Source organism: Streptomyces sp. MBT53 (assembly GCF_016654115.1).
Classification (GTDB): Bacteria; Actinomycetota; Actinomycetes; order Streptomycetales; family Streptomycetaceae; genus Streptomyces.
The window spans coordinates 12950-27354 of sequence record NZ_JAEQAZ010000019.1; the positions used below are offsets into that span (position 1 = coordinate 12950).

Below are 14405 nucleotides of genomic sequence, written 5' to 3' on the forward strand. Positions count from 1 at the left end.
CTTGAGGAGATTCAGAGGGTCGGCTGCTGGTCCTCCTCGTCCTGCGCCGTCAGGGCGAAGGCCAGCAGGGCCGTCGTGGTGAAGTCCAGCGAGGGCTCCACCGTCTGCCAGGCGCCCACGTCGTCCACGTACCGCGAACCCTTGCCGTCGAAATCGGTCCAGGCTCCCGACGGCGGACCGGCGGTGCACTTCTTCATGGTCGGGAAGCCGTTCAAGTCGGTGAGTTTGTCTGCCGCGTTGGGGCCGTTGACCACCGCGCCGCGCAGGATCGAGCCCTTGCCGTCGAGGCTGCCGCGCAGGTTGGCCAACTGGTGTTCCGGGCAGTGCGGATACACCTCACCCGCGCCGATCATGAAGCTGGTGCCCCAGGGGTTGGCGCCGAGCGCCCAGCCCCGCTGCCTGCCCGCGAAGGCCGCGAAGCGGGTGTCCCCGGTGGCCTTGGCATAGAGCTGAGCGGTGGCCACCAGCCCGAACGTGTGCGGTACGGCGTCGAAGTCGTCGTAGACCGCGCCCGCGCCGAACGGATCGTGCCCGGCGCGCTCGACCCCGTCCTCCAACTGTCGCCGCAGATCCTTGTACAAGTCCTCGGCACCGACACCGTTGCTGCGGTCGCCGTCCAGCGCTGTGGCCAGGTCGACATGGGCCAGCGCGCTGACGTCCGCGACGTTGAGGGTGCCCTTGACGTCGGAGTCCAGATAGGCACGGGACCAGTGAGCCGCGTCGGCCGTCCAGTCGCCCTCCCGGTCGTCCCCCAACTCCCTCGCGGCCAGCGCCAGTTCGGCACCGGCGAACTCCAGGTCGTCCTGCCAGGAGTCCTCCGGGTAGAAGCCGCTGGGGAACGCGGTGACGAGCGGCTTGTCGGGGTCCGGGTCGGTGTCGGCCCGGTCGTAGACGGCGGCGGCCTTCTCCAGCCACTCCCGGGCCAGGTCAGGGTCGGTGTCGGCCGTGCGCTGCGCCGCGAGGGCGAAGACCGCCGCCACCCGTCCCGCCAGACTCGGCGTGATCGGCTCGCCCGGCGCGTTGGACCGGAACACCGGCCGGTGCTTGATCGTGTAGTCCGGGTCGCCGGGCGACACATCGAGCCGGTCGTCGGCCTCCGGCAGCCGCCACACGTCGTGGTCCGTGCGCACGTTGTCGTTGCCCGCGCCGATGCCGACCTGGGCGTAGAGCGTTCCACTGTCCCCGTCCCACATCCGGTCCAGCCAGGACAGACCGTGGTCGGCCTCGGCGGACAGTGCGGGCATGGGGGTCGGCAAGTCCCGTTCGGCGAGCAGGAGTTCGGCGGTGGAGTAGGAGGTGGTGCCGGTGAACTTCAGGAAGTCGCCCGCGTCGAACCAGCCGCCAGAGGCGTCGACCGTGTCACCGGTCGGGGTCAGATGCTCGTCGAGCAGTTCCTCGCCCGCCTCGTCGTAGTGCGGGTCGGCGTAGACGGCCGCGTGCTCGTCGGCGAGATGGGACGGGCCGTGCTTGAGGAGTCCGGGCAGTACGTCGGCTCCGTCGCGCTGGGCCTGGAGGAAGCGGACGTTGTCCCGGACCAACGGGGTCATCAGCTCGCCCGCGTCGGCGATCCGGAAGGCGGGGGAGCGGCCGACAGCGGTGCCGGAAAGGACGATGCGGTAGGTGCCGGGGGTGTTCAGCGCGGAGAGGTCGACGGTGCGCACGGACGGGAACTTGGCGTTCCAGCGGCCGGTGACGGCACCGAGCCGACCCGCCGTGACCACCTTGTCCTTGTCTTTCGCGTCGACGACCTTGAAGCGGGCCCCCGCGAGCGCCTTGGTCGGCCCCATGACGTAGGCCTGCTTTGTCTCGCCGCGCACATAGCCGACCTGGTCGACCCGGACGACCGCCTCGGCGGCGGGCGGCGCGCTCGTCGTGTCGTACACATTGAGGGCGACGAGTACGGCGCCGAGGGCCGTGGCGGAGGTGCCGACCAGCAGTACGGGGCTGCGCAGTGCGTTCATGCGCCCACGGTGCCGGGGCCTTCATGAGATGACGATGAGGATGCCCGGGGCGGGTCCTCCGGCAGTCGGAGTTCGGCGAGCAGGCCGCCGCCGGGAGCGTCTGTGAGGCGGGCGGTGCCGTGGTGCAGACCGGCGACCCAGCGGACGATGGCGAGGCCCGCGCCCGTGCCTGGACCGGTCCCGGTGACCCCGCGTGCGAACACGCGCTCCCGGTCCGCGAGCGGTACGCCGTCCCCGTGGTCGCGGACCGTGACCAGCCCCGGCGTGACGCCGACCTCCACCGGCGAACCGGCCGGGCCGCCATGCCGCTGGGCGTTCTCCACCAGGTTCCGTACCGCCTGCGCCAGCAGGTCGGGATCGCCGCGCACCACCACCGGCTCGGCCGTCACCGTCACGCCCTGGTGGTCCGGCAACTCCTCGACCGTGGTCTCCACCAACTGATCGAGCCGCAACGGCACCAGCTCGACCCGCTGCGCCCCGGACTCCAGCCGCGCCCTGGCGAGCAGCCCGGTGACCAGCCGACTCAGCCGGTCGACGAGCCGTAGCGCCTCGTCGGAGGACCCGTTCCGCTCCACGACCAGCCGCAGCGTCGCCAGCGGCGTCCGCAGCTCGTGCGCCGCCTCGGCCAGGAACTGCTCCTGCCGGCCGAGCCCGCGCAGCGCGGGACGAATGGCCCGCCCGGACAGCAGATGTCCTACGGCCGCCGCGCAGCAGACCAGCGCTGTGCAGCCGAGGGCCAGCCAGCGCACGAGGAGGTCGTGATCGTGTTCGCTGCGCGCCAGTTCCGTGCCGACGAGTACCGCCGCCCCGATCCGGTCCCCGTCCCAGACCGGAGCCGCCGCCCACCGCAGCCGCCCGCCCTTGGCGGCGGAAGCGCTGACTTGGACCGTTCCCTGCTCGTCCAGGACGCTGTGCCAGACCTCGTCCAACTGGTCCGCGTCGGGCAGCGCCGACCGTCCGGGTACGACGTTCCGTACGGTCGGCGTCTTCCCCGGCGCCGCCTGCAACACCGCCAACACCTGTGCGCCCTGGGCGAGTTCGTCCTCGCGCAGCGGTTCCAGATGCAGCACACCCGCGTCGAACCAGACCGCCCGCGACAGTCCCGCCGCGCGGCTGCCGACCTCGTGGTCGAGGCCGGAGCGGCGGGAGGCGGCGTCGATACGGATCGCGACCACGGCGAGTACGACGAGACAGGCGGCCGTCGTCGAGGCGAACAGGAGGGTCATCAGCCGGCGGGTGCGCCGCAGCCGGGCCACGGCGGGCGAGGTCGGGTCGATGCGCTTCACGCCTCGCCGCCCAGGCGGTAGCCGACACCGCGCACCGTCGCGATCGGGTCGGGCGGCCCGAGCCGTCTGCGCAACTGCCCGATCAGGACGTCCACCACATTGGACATCGGCTCGCTCGCCTCGTCCCAGCAGCTCTCGATCAGCTCGCTACGTGTGACGACGTCGCCCGCCCGCAGCATCAGCAGTTCAAGGACCGCGAACTCCTTGGCCGACAGGCTGAGCAGCACCCCGGCACGGGTCACCCGGCGGCGCGGCAGATCGACCTCCAGGTCGGCCGCGCGCAGCAACGAGGGCCGCGCGGGCTGCTCCCTGCGGCACAACGCCCGTACCCGTACGACGAGTTCGGCGAAGGCGAACGGCTTTACCAGGTAGTCGTCCGCCCCGTGCTCGAAGCCGGCCACCCGGTCGCTCACCGCGTCCAGCGCGGTCAGCAGCAGGAAGGGCAGCACCGATCCGGCCCGGCGTCGCGCGGCGAGCAGCGTGAGGGAGTCGCCGTCCGGGACCGAGCGGTCGGCCACGACACAGTCGTAGCGATTGACGGACAGTTTGAGGTCGGCCTCGGCCAGCGTTCGAGCGAGGTCGACCGCGAACCCCGCACCCCGCAGTTGAGCTGCGACGACGGGTCCCAGCTCAAGATCGTCCTCCAGGACCAATACACGCATGGCCCGGAGCTTAGGCGACGGCGGGGCGCGCACTCGGATCCCGTACGCCGAGTGCGCGCCCCACCGCGCTCCGTGCTCAACTGCTGGGCACGGTGTCCTCGAACGTGGTGCCCGCGCCCCGGTAGGCCGCCACCTTCGCGGCGACCTGTGCCGGGGTGAGGACCTGGTCCTTGACGTGCAGGACGTAGTCGACCTGCTCGTCGTAGGCGCGGGCGGTGGAGCTGGTGAGGCCGCCGAAGTCGATCAGCCACTGGTTGAAGTTGATCGACATCGGCCGCTCCGGCAGGTACGCGGCGTCATGGGTGCCGAAGAGCTGGCCGTCGATGTAGTACTTGATGCTGTTGTTGTCGATGGTCAGCACGAGGTCGTGCCAGCCGTTGTAGCTCTGGCGGCCCTCGGTGTGCTGGTTGACCGCGACCCACGGGTCGGCCTGGTAGGTCTCCCAGGACGTCGTGTAGAGGATGTTGGACGACTCGTCCCAGCCGCCGTTGGGGAGGTACTCGAAGTCGTACTCGGAGTAGTCGTCCGCCATCGGCGCCGTCAGGTCGTTGATGGTGAAGAAGGTCTGCACGAGGTGGTCGCCGTCCGGGCCGTACTTGGGCGCGTCGTTGAACTTGACCCGCGCCGCGTAGGTGCCGTTCTTGAACTTCCGTGCGTTGGTGACGACTTCGGTCTGCTTGGTGCTCTCGCCGGTGCCCGAGGTCGAGGTCTCCAGGTTCATGACGGAGTTGCCGCTCGTGGTGGCGAAGGTGACCTTGTCGGGCGCCCAAGTTGCACCGGAGACGCCCGGACCGCCGGAGGTGGAGCGGACGTTCCAGCCGTGCGCCGAGATCTTCGGGTCGTTGTAGGCGCTGTAGTTGAAGTCGTCGAACAGCGTGGCGCCGGTCGCCGGGGGGTCGGTCGGCGGGTCGGTGGGCGGGTTCGTCGGGTCGTTGCCGGCGGGAGCCGTGCCCCACAGGGTGGTGCCGGACAGCTGTGCCGTGACCTTCGACCAGTCGGCGTACGACGTCTGCGAGGCGCCGAAGGAGTAGTCGTCGCTCTGGTTCAGGGTCTGCCAGGTCGACTGGTAGAAGCGCAGTTGCATGTCACTGGTGTCGGCGCCCGGCGCGAGGGTTCCGGCGCCGGAGGTGAAGCCGATTTCGAGGTAACGGTCCGCCGTGGCCGTCGGGTTGGCGAGGGTGCCGAAGGTGCCCGTGATGTTGGCGCAGCCCTTCACCGCCCAGGAACACGCGAAGCGGTAACTCGCGCTCGCCGAGTCCGCCTTGAAGTAGTAGCGGAGCTTGACGTTCGCCAACTGCACTGTGGTGGAGCCGGTGTTCTTCACCTTGAACCAGGGCTCGGACTGGTCGGCGGTGGCACCCGTGGCGCTCGTGCGGTACTGGACGCTCAGCCCGTCGCCGGCCGCGCTCGCGGTGGACGGCATGGCGGTGAGGGCGGCGGCGCCCAGGGCCACCGCCACGGCGGCGGACGCGGCGGCGCGCAGCCTGGTCTTCGAGAACCTCGTGTCGTGTCTCGGGTCGAGTCTCATGTCGTGCCTCTCCAGAAGGTGGGGTGATTCCGGAACGGGACAGATCAAGGGGCGGTACGGGAGGGGGCATTGGCGGTACAGGTCGGGTCAGGGGTGGTACCGGACGGCGAGCGCGTCGAGCCGGGCCGTGTGGCCGTCGAGCCGGGCGCGGAAGTCGTCCCAGTCGGTTGGACCGCTCCAGGCGCGGTCCGCCAGGGCGCACAGGCGGGGATAGGTGAGGTACTCGATGCGCTCGGGCGTGGTGACGAACTCGGTCCACAACTGGGCCTGGGTACCGAGAACTTGGTCGACCGCGCTGCGCTCCGCGTCCTCGGGGACGGGGTCGTGGGAGTGCACGGTCCGCAGATCGACGACCTTGCCGGGCTGCGCCGGGGGTTCGCGCGGGTCCTCGGACTGGGCGTAGTCGAGGTAGGTCGCCCGGTGGTACGCGCTCACCACCTGGTGGCCGCGCCGGGCCGCCGTCAGAGTGTGTGCCGCGTCGCGCCAGGTCATCACCGTGAAGTCCAGGGGCAGTTCGGCCCCCGTCTCGGCCCAGCCGACCGGGCGCCGCCCGTGCCGTAGGAGGAACTCGCCGATCCGCCCGAGGAACCAGCCGTGCAGGGCGGCGGGGTTCGACAGGCCCTGCGTCACGGCCCGTTCGCGCGCGGCGGCACTGTGCGTCCACTCGGCGGTGGGGCACTCCTCGCCGCCGACGTGGATGTACGGCGAGGGGAAGACGTCCATGACCTCGTCGAGGACGGTACGGCAGAAGTCGAGAACCTCGTCGTGGACGCCGAGGACGGTGTCGCACACGCCCCAGCGGGTCCAGACGTCGAGGCTGCGCTCCGGGTGGTTGCCCAGCTCGGGATAGGCGGCGAGGGCGGCCCGGACGTGCCCGGGCATCTCTATCTCCGGCATGACGGTCACCCCGCGGGCGGCGGCGTAGTCGACCAGGTCGGCGAGTTCGGCGCGCGTGTAGGAGCCGCCGTGCGGGACGCCGTCGTACAAGTCGGTTCCGGCGGGGCCCTGTTGGGACTCGGCGCGGTGGCCGCCGATCTCGGTGAGCTTGGGGTAGGCGGCCACCGGCATGCGCCAGCCCTGGTCGTCCGTGAGGTGCAGATGGAACACGCCGATCTTGTGCAGGGCCAACAGGTCGACGTACCGGCGGAGATAGGAGACGGGCTGGAAGTGGCGGGCCACGTCGAGCATCGCGCCGCGCCAGGGGTGTCGGGGGAGGTCGGTGATCTCGACGCAGGGCAGCAGCCACTCCGTGTCGGGCTGTGGATGCGCCGACAGGGCCTGTGGGGGCAGGAGTTGACGGATCGTCTGGATTCCGCGCAGCAGTCCGGTGAGGTGCGCGGCGCGCAGCAGGACGGCGTGCGGGGCGACGGTGAGTCCGTAGCCCTCGTCGCCGAGACCGGCCAGGCCTGGGTCGAGCGTCAGGGTCAACTGCCCGTCGGGGGAGGCCTCCAGGGGCAGTCCGGTGGCGGGGGCGAGCAGGGTGCGCAGCAGGTTCGCGGCCGGTTCGGCGCCCGCGCCGATGTGCAGCGCGGTGCCGGTGTCGAGGGTGAAGTGCCCCGGCCGGAGCGCGGACTTGGTGGGTCGGGGGACGAGGGTGAGCACGGAACGCTGTGCGGGCATGGATCGTCTCCGGGACGGGGGCGGGTGGGGGTGTTGCGGAGGGTCAGCCCTTGACCGCGCCGGCCGCGAAGCCGGAGGTGACATGGCGCTGGAGCAGCAGGAAGATCACAAGTGCCGGTGCCGCGAACAGAGTTGAAGCCGCCATGGTGGCGCCCCAGTCGGTGCCGAAGACGTTCTGGAACGAGGACAGCCACACGGGCAGCGTGCGGTGGTCCTGCTGCTTGATGATCAGGAAGTTGGCGTAGGTGAACTCGTTCCAGGCCGTGATGTAGCCGAACAGCGAGGTCGCCATCAGCCCCGGCGCCAGGAGCGGGAACGCGATGCGGCGGAACGCGCCGAACCGGGTACAGCCGTCGACCTGCGCGGACTCCTCAAGCTCCGGCGGGATCGTGCCGATGAAACCGCGCAGCACGATGATCGTGAACGGCAGCGTCATCATGAAGTAGACGAGCGTCAGCGTCGGCAGCCGGTCCAGCATGTCGGTGTCGCGGGAGATGATGTACACCGGGATGATCAGTGACTCCCAGGGCGCCATCTGCGCGATGAACACCATCAGCATGAACTGCCGGCGCCCCTTCCACCGCATCCGGGCGACCGCGTAGGCCGAGCCGAGCGCGATGACGAGGGCGAGCAGCACCGCGCTCAGCGTGACGAGGACGCTGTTGCGCCAGAACAGTCCGAAGCCGGCGGCGCCGACGGCCGTACGGAAGTGGTCGAGGGTCCAACTCGCGGGAATGATCCGGGGGTTGTCGGACTGGATGTCACGGGTCGGGGTGAACGCGGTCGCGACCATCCAGTACACCGGGAACAGGCACACCAGGACCGTGAGGACGGCGGCGGCGTTCAGGGGCAGACGGCGGATCCGGGGCCGGGTGGTGCTCATGCGAGCTCGTCCTCCTGGCGGAACATCTGACGGAAGTAGAAGACCAGCACGCCCGACATCAGCACCACGGTGACCATGGAGGCCGCCGAACCGAGGTCGTAGCGCTGGTGGGAGAGGGCGGTCTGCACCGCGTACACGGGCAGGATCGTGGTGGCGTCGCCGGGCCCGCCGTTGGTCATCACCCAGATCTGCACGAACGCCTTGAACGTCCAGATCACTTCGAGGGAGAACACCAGCAGGAAGATCGGCCGGATCATCGGGAAGGTGACCGAGCGGAAGATCCGCGACCCCGAGGCCCCGTCGATGCGCGCCGACTCGTACAGTTCGACGGGGACGGTGGTGAGCGCCGAGTACAGCGTGATCGCCGCGAAGGGCACGGACTGCCACACCACGAGCGCGACCACGATAGCGAAGGCGGCCGGTCCGTGCGCGAACCAGGGATAGCGGTCGAAGGACTCGAACCCCAGCCCGGTCAGCACCTCGTTGACGATCCCGAACTCCGAGTGGAACAGCCACTGGAAGACCGTTGTCGCCGAGATCACCGGCATCGCCCACGTCAGCACCAGCGCACTGAGCACCGTGGTCCGCCCGAACCGGCCGAGCCGCTCGACCATGAGCGCGACCAGCGTGGACAGCGTCATGATCAGTACGACGTTGATCGCCATGAAGAGGAACGTGCGCCGTACGACCTCCCAGAAGGCGCTGTCGCCCAGCAGCGTCCCGTAGTTGCGGAAGCCGACGAACTTCGCGTGGCCCAGGATGAGTTGGCGCAGTCCGAAGTCCTGCAGCGAGATCACCACGGCACGGATCAGCGGATACACGAGCAGATAGAGCGTGCCGAGCACGGCGGGCGCGATCAGCAGGTACGGCCAGACTCCTCGGCCGGCGGACTTCGACGGGCGGCGGGTGCCCGGTGCCTGGGAGCGCCGGGGCGGATCGGTACCGAGTGGGGGACGGGGGGCGGTCTGCTCTCGGACGGCCGGCACGGCGCTCCTCCTTCCGGTCGACGGGCGCTTCAGGAGCCGGAGTTCATCGCCGCGGTGATGGCCTCGGACGCGGTGGCGGCCTTCTTCCGGATGTCGCCGCCGGTGAGCACGGCCGTCATGTAGTCCTTGATCGGGTTCTTCGCCTCCACGGCGGCCCAGCCCGGGGTGTTGGGCGTCGCGTGACCCTGCGCGGCGCCGACCGCCATGGCCGCGGCGCCGGGGTCGGCGGCGACGGCGGAGGCGAGGGTGGTCTTGTTCGGGACGTAGCTCATGGCGAGCGCGAGCTTCTTCTGCCAGGTGTCGCCGGTGAGTTCCTTGATGAACGTGTAGGCCGCGTCCTGCTTGGTGGACGCCGTCGGGATGACCAGGTCGGAGCCGCCGGTGAAGACCGCGCCGGGGGTGGCGGCGGTCTTGCCGGGGATCGGGAAGAAGCCCAACTTGCCTTTCAGAGCGGGGTTGTTCTGGATGACGACGTTGGCACCGCCCGGGGAGGAGACGACCTGGGCGACCTTGCCCTTGGCCATGACGTCGGCCTGCGGCGGGTTGGCCTCGTCGGAGTCCTTGGGGCCCTTGCCGAGGGCCTGCAGCTGCTCGTAGAACCGCATGCCGCGGATCGCCGCCGGGGTGTCCAGGGTGCCCTTCCACTTGCCGCCGGACTGGACGGCGAGGTCGCCGCCCTCGTCCCAGATAAAGCCGGAGAGCGTGTACCAGTTCTGGCCGGGGAGGTAAATGCCCTGTGTGCCACCGGAGTTGAGCTTCTTGGTGGCGGCGATCCACTGGTCCCGGGTCCTGATGGCGGACGCGTCGACGCCGGCCTGCTTGAAGAGGTCGGTGCGGTAGATGACGACGCGGTTGGCGGCGTAGTACGGGATGCCGTACTGCTTGCCGTCGTAGGCGCCCGGCTCGGCGAGGCCCTTGAGCCAGGTCTTCCCGCCGAGGTCGTCGACCTTGTCGCTGAGGTCGAGCAGCCCGCCGCTCTGCGCGAACTGGGCGACCTGGGTGTTGCCGGTCTCGATGACGTCCGGCGCGTCGTTGCTGGCCAGGGCGGCGGTGACCTTCTCGCCGATGCCGTCCCACTCCTGGATCTGCACCTTGACCTTGATGTCGGGGTGGGCGGCCTCGAAGCCCTTGACGAACTCGTTCTGGAACGCGGCGGAGACGCTGTCGCGCATCAGCCAGACGTCGATGGTGGTGTTTCCCCCGGAGCCTTTGGAACTGCCGTCGGAGGTATCGGAAGAGCTGCTGCAGGCACTCAGCCCTGCTGTCATCACGAGCACGGACACGCCGGCCAAGAAACGGAGCTGCACGGTTCACCCCTGGAGGACATGAACTGACCACCTGACCAGTGAAGCCCACTGGACAGCTCACCTCTCGATGTGGGGACGAAGGTGGCATAGACCAATGCGGGCGTCAACCCCCTCTGCTGCCAAGGGATTTGGCGCGGATATCGCTCAAGAACCGGATGATCACCGGCCGATGGTGGTTACACTTCCCCGGTCAAGAGGGCGAACCGCGGGGCAACCGCTGGTCAACTGGTCAACCAGTCGGCCGGGGATTCCGCGTACGAGGGAGTGCGACATGAAGGCCGACGCGCCAGGGGCGGTACTCAAACGGGAGCGGGTCCGCGACTTCATCCTCGACCTCGTCGAGTCGCAGCACCCGGGGGACCCGATCCCCTCCGAGCGCGCCCTCTGCGCCCAACTCGGCGTGTCCCGGCCGACCTTGCGCGCGGCGGTCGACGAACTCGTCGCCGCGGGGCTGCTGGTGCGCGAGCACGGGCGCGGCATGTTCGTGGCGCCCGAGAAGATCACCCAGGAACTCGTCTCCGCCGAGCAGACCATGACGGCGCCGCAGGCCTCCGGGGCCTGGTCGAGCCGGTTGCTGGAGTTCACCACCATCCCGGCCGGCGCCCGGGTGGGGCGCAGACTGCGCCTCTCGCCCGCCGCCGAGATCGTCTACGTGGCGCGGCTGCGGCTGGTCGACGGCGCCCCGATGGCCATCGAGCACCTGCACATCAGGGCCGATCTCGTACCCACCCTGTCCGCACCGGAGTTGGAGGCCGGCGACCTCTACGAACACCTGCGGGAACAGCACGGTGTCCACGTGCAGGAGGCGGTCCAGGCCATCGAGCCGACGGTCGTCACCAAGGCCGAGGCCGAACTCCTCGACGTCCCCGAACTCTCCCCGGCCCTGCTCTTCGAACGCCTCACCTCGGACACCGCCGGGCAGCCCGTCGAGTACGTCCACTCGATCTATCGCGGCGACCGCTACCGCATCGTCTCCCGCCTCACCCTCGGCCCCTCGGTCGCGGCCCCCACGGCCCCCCTCGGCCACCACCCCGGCATCCCGCCGGGCGACTTCGCCCACCGCGACACCATCGAGTCGTCCACCCGGGGGGACATCCAGTCCGGGGCGTGAACTGCCGCTGATGGAAAGGCAGTTCTACAGCTCGCCGGGGCGGCCGTACCGGTAGAAGAACGGTCCACCGAGCCGGCCGGCCAGGGCCCGCGTCAGGCCCGAGCTGTCCTCCAGGAGTCGGGCGCCCGGGGCGAGGTCGCCGACGTAGAGCGGGTCGAAACCGGCGTCGGTGATGAGCCGCGCGGTGATGTCCTTCGCGGCGGGCTCGGCGGCGTAGAGGTTGCTCGGGGTGACGCGCTGGGTGCCGATCTGGTCGTAGGCCGAGGCGAAGACGGTGTTGAAGGACTTCGCGGTCGGGCCGCCGACGATCGACTTGACCTGGTGTGCGAGCGAGGGGAAGGACTCGTCGCGGTCGCCGTAGAGGTTCGTCGCGTCGATGGTCACCTGGCCGCTGAGCCCGGTGACGCCGGCGAGCGCCTCGGCGACGAGGCCGCCAGGGACGGCGACGACCACCACGTCCGCGTCGGAGGCGTCACCGCCGTCCCGGCCCAGCGTCCTGACCTGGTGTCCCGCCTTCTCCCAGAGCCGGGCCAGGCCGCCGCCGACGTGTCCTCGTCCGATCACCGTGATGTTCATGTCGGGCCTCCGGGCTGCCGGGATTTCACTGTCCTCGTTGACGTATCAACAAAACACCACACTTGTTGTCGTGTCAACCAATGCCGCCGGGGCGGGGGAGGAACGGTCCAAGTGCGGTTCCTCCCCCGCCCCAGCGGGATCGATCTCAGACGGCCTGCGCGGTCGGCAGGATGGTGATCTCGGTGAGGTTGACGTGGCGCGGTACGGCGGCCATGAAGGCGACGGTCTCGGCGATGTCGGCGCTCTGCAGGACGTCGATGTCGTGGATGAGGTCGGCCATCAGCTTCGACGCGTCGGCGTCCGTGACGTGGTCGGGGAGTTCGGTGTCGACCATGCCGGGCTCGATCGCGGCCACGCGCACCATCTTCGGGCCGAGTTCGACCCGCAGCAGCCGGGTGAGATGGCTGATGTAGGCCTTGGTGCCGGAGTAGATCGAGAACTTGGTCAGGATGCGGGTGGCCGCGATCGACGAGGTGTTGATCAGGTCGGCGGGCTGGCCGGCGGCTGCGGACTCCGTCAGGTGGGGGAGGAACGCGGCGATCACGTTCATCAGCCCGCTGATGTTGAGGTCGATCTGACGCTGCCAGTCGTCGACCTTCAACTCCTCGATGCCGGAGATGAGTTGGACGCCGGCGTTGTTGAACACCAGGTCGGCCTTGCCGAAGCGCTCGGCGACCTCGTCGGCGGCACTCTGGACGGCGGCCCGGTCCGTGACGTCGACGGCCAGGGCGAGCGCGGTGCCGCCGGCCGCCTCGATGTTCTTCACCAGGCTGTCCAGCCGCTCCTTGCGGCGGGCCAACACCACGACGGTGGCGCCGAGTTCGGCGAGTCGTTCGGCGGTGACGGCACCCATGCCGCTGGAGGCGCCGGAGACCACGGCGACGCGGCCGGCCAGCGGGGTACCGGTGAGCAGGGCGGAAGCGGACATCACAAGACCTCGATCTCTGTGCGGAAGAGTGTGCGGGAGTTGGTGAGTGACGGTGTGTCAGGCGACGTCGTCGTGCGCGGTGGCCGCGGACTTCTCGCGCCACGGGGCCAGGTCGTCCTGCACCTGCCGGTACTTGACCTCCAGCCGCTCCAGCGTGTCGCGGCCGAGGTAGAGATGCGCGGGCAGCTTCTCGGTGCCGGTGACCTCGACGATCAGCGCGGCACCGCGCACCGGGTCGCCGAGCTGCGCGTGGTTGGCCCGGTCGATCCAGTCCAGCGTCACGTGGGCCGGGGTGTCGTCGTAGTCGGCGATACGGTGCGCGGCCACCGAGAGCGAGCTCGCGTCGAGGAAGTCGGTGCGGAACACGCCCGGTTCGACCACCATCGACTGGATGCCGAACGGCGCCATCTCCGCGGAGAGCGCCTCGCTGATCCCCGCGACCGCGAACTTCGAGGCGGAGTACAGGCTGACACCGGGTTCGCCCTCGAAGCCCGAGCGGGAACCGATGTGCACGAGCTTGCCCGAACCCTGCTTGCGCATCACGGGCAGGACGGCGCGGGTGACGTTGATGAGGCCGAAGACGTTCAGGTCGAACAGCGAGCGGGCCTCCGCGTCGGTGATCTCCTCCAGCGCGCCGAGCAGACCGCGGCCGGCGTTGTTCACCAGGACGTCGATACCGCCGAACCGCTCGACGGCGGCCTCGACCGCCTGCGGGATGCTGTCGTTGTCCGTGACGTCCAGGGCGACCGCGAACACGTGGTCGGACTTCTTCAGGTCGTCGGGCACCCGCTCCGGATTCCGTACGGCGACCACGACATTGTTACCGCCTGCCAGTGCGGCCCGGGCGATTTCCGCGCCGATTCCACGGGAGGCGCCGGTGACAAACCACGTAGCCATGGGGAAAACCTCTTTCGTCGCTTCCCCTTGTGGGGGGAATTCCTGTTGACGCAAATGAGTCTGTCCCTCTGCCCGGGAGCTATGAAGGCAGCGGTTTTCCTGGGAGTCCCACACCCAGGAACGGGGGCCGGACCGCGAAGTCGGTGACATGTCAACAAGCTGGTACGGTGACGGCATGTCCGAACCCCGATGGCTCACCCCCGACCAGGCCGAGGTCTGGGCGAAGTACCGGACCCTGCGCCGCACCCTCCAACGCGCCCAGGACCAGCAACTCCAGCGGGATTCGGGCCTCTCGGCGGCCGACTACGCGCTTCTCGCGCCCCTGTCGGAGTCCGCCGAGGGGGTGCTGCGCGCGCGGGACCTCGGTGCGGAGGTCGACTGGGAGCGCAGTCGGCTGTCCCACCAGATCAGCCGCATGGAGAAGCGCGGGCTCGTCACCCGCGAGGCCTGTGCCGACGACGCGCGCGGCTCCATGGTGCGGCTGACGGAAAAGGGCCGGGAAGCGATCGAGGCCGCCGCACCCGCGCATGCGGAAAATGTACGGCGGCTCGTTTTCGATCCGCTGACACCTGACGAGGTGCGCCTTTTCGGCGAGATGCTGGACCGGATATTGGAGGCTGTCGAGCAGAATTCCGGGTAAAAGCCGACGCGGCAAAGGGG

Annotated in this window: 13 protein-coding genes; 2 read left to right on the forward strand and 11 right to left on the reverse strand. The window is 69.7% G+C overall.

Annotated features, from left to right (window positions below; genetic code table 11):
• Window positions 1-11 precede the first annotated feature (11 nt).
• The 8 genes from JHN45_RS09980 to JHN45_RS10015 form a co-directional block, all read right to left on the reverse strand.
• The gene (locus JHN45_RS09980; protein WP_201048740.1) at window positions 12-1961 is read right to left on the reverse strand and encodes a glycoside hydrolase family 9 protein; all 1950 of its coding nucleotides are present in this window, start codon (window positions 1959-1961) and stop codon (window positions 12-14) included.
• On the reverse strand, window positions 1958-3247 hold the full coding sequence (locus JHN45_RS09985) for an ATP-binding protein (protein ID WP_307783067.1): 1290 nt from the start codon (window positions 3245-3247) through the stop codon (window positions 1958-1960). Before JHN45_RS09985 ends, JHN45_RS09980 begins: the two co-directional genes overlap by 4 nt.
• Complete coding sequence (locus JHN45_RS09990; RefSeq protein ID WP_201048741.1) at window positions 3244-3909, reverse strand: response regulator transcription factor; 666 nt, start codon at window positions 3907-3909, stop codon at window positions 3244-3246. The genes JHN45_RS09985 and JHN45_RS09990 overlap by 4 nt, the downstream gene beginning before the upstream one ends.
• A 76-nt stretch (window positions 3910-3985) precedes the next feature.
• Entirely contained in the window at window positions 3986-5437 is a 1452-nt protein-coding gene (locus JHN45_RS09995) for a cellulose binding domain-containing protein (protein ID WP_201048742.1), read from the reverse strand.
• Between the two features lie 87 nt (window positions 5438-5524).
• A complete protein-coding gene (locus JHN45_RS10000; RefSeq protein ID WP_201048743.1) occupies window positions 5525-7057 on the reverse strand; it encodes a beta-N-acetylhexosaminidase in 1533 nt (510 codons plus the stop codon).
• A 43-nt stretch (window positions 7058-7100) separates the two neighbouring features.
• Window positions 7101-7940 carry a carbohydrate ABC transporter permease gene (locus JHN45_RS10005; protein WP_200717361.1) on the reverse strand — a complete coding sequence of 280 codons (840 nt, stop codon included), beginning with the start codon at window positions 7938-7940 and terminating at the stop codon, window positions 7101-7103.
• Window positions 7937-8926 (reverse strand): carbohydrate ABC transporter permease, encoded by a 990-nt coding sequence (locus JHN45_RS10010; RefSeq protein ID WP_201048744.1) that lies wholly within the window; start codon window positions 8924-8926, stop codon window positions 7937-7939. The genes JHN45_RS10005 and JHN45_RS10010 overlap by 4 nt, the downstream gene beginning before the upstream one ends.
• Before the next feature lie 29 nt (window positions 8927-8955).
• Entirely contained in the window at window positions 8956-10194 is a 1239-nt protein-coding gene (locus JHN45_RS10015) for an extracellular solute-binding protein (RefSeq protein WP_201048778.1), read from the reverse strand.
• Window positions 10195-10504: 310 nt separating this feature from the next.
• Here JHN45_RS10015 and JHN45_RS10020 point away from each other — a divergent pair, with 310 nt between their 5' ends.
• A complete protein-coding gene (locus tag JHN45_RS10020) occupies window positions 10505-11344 on the forward strand; it encodes a GntR family transcriptional regulator (protein WP_201048745.1) in 840 nt (279 codons plus the stop codon).
• Between the two features lie 24 nt (window positions 11345-11368).
• Here the strand turns inward: JHN45_RS10020 and JHN45_RS10025 are convergent, their stop codons facing one another.
• The 3 genes from JHN45_RS10025 to JHN45_RS10035 all read right to left on the reverse strand — a co-directional run bounded on the left by JHN45_RS10025 (window position 11369) and on the right by JHN45_RS10035 (window position 13745).
• A complete protein-coding gene (locus JHN45_RS10025; protein WP_200717332.1) occupies window positions 11369-11920 on the reverse strand; it encodes a dinucleotide-binding protein in 552 nt (183 codons plus the stop codon).
• Window positions 11921-12065: 145 nt separating this feature from the next.
• Complete coding sequence (locus JHN45_RS10030; RefSeq protein WP_201048746.1) at window positions 12066-12848, reverse strand: SDR family oxidoreductase; 783 nt, start codon at window positions 12846-12848, stop codon at window positions 12066-12068.
• 57 nt (window positions 12849-12905) lie between these two features.
• Window positions 12906-13745, reverse strand: coding sequence for an SDR family NAD(P)-dependent oxidoreductase (locus tag JHN45_RS10035; RefSeq protein ID WP_201048747.1), 840 nt, complete (start codon window positions 13743-13745; stop codon window positions 12906-12908).
• Between the two features lie 175 nt (window positions 13746-13920).
• Between JHN45_RS10035 and JHN45_RS10040 the strand changes: the two genes are divergently transcribed.
• Window positions 13921-14385: a MarR family winged helix-turn-helix transcriptional regulator gene (locus tag JHN45_RS10040; protein WP_201048748.1), complete on the forward strand. Its 465-nt coding sequence runs from the start codon at window positions 13921-13923 to the stop codon at window positions 14383-14385.
• The last annotated feature ends 20 nt before the right edge of the window (window positions 14386-14405 follow it).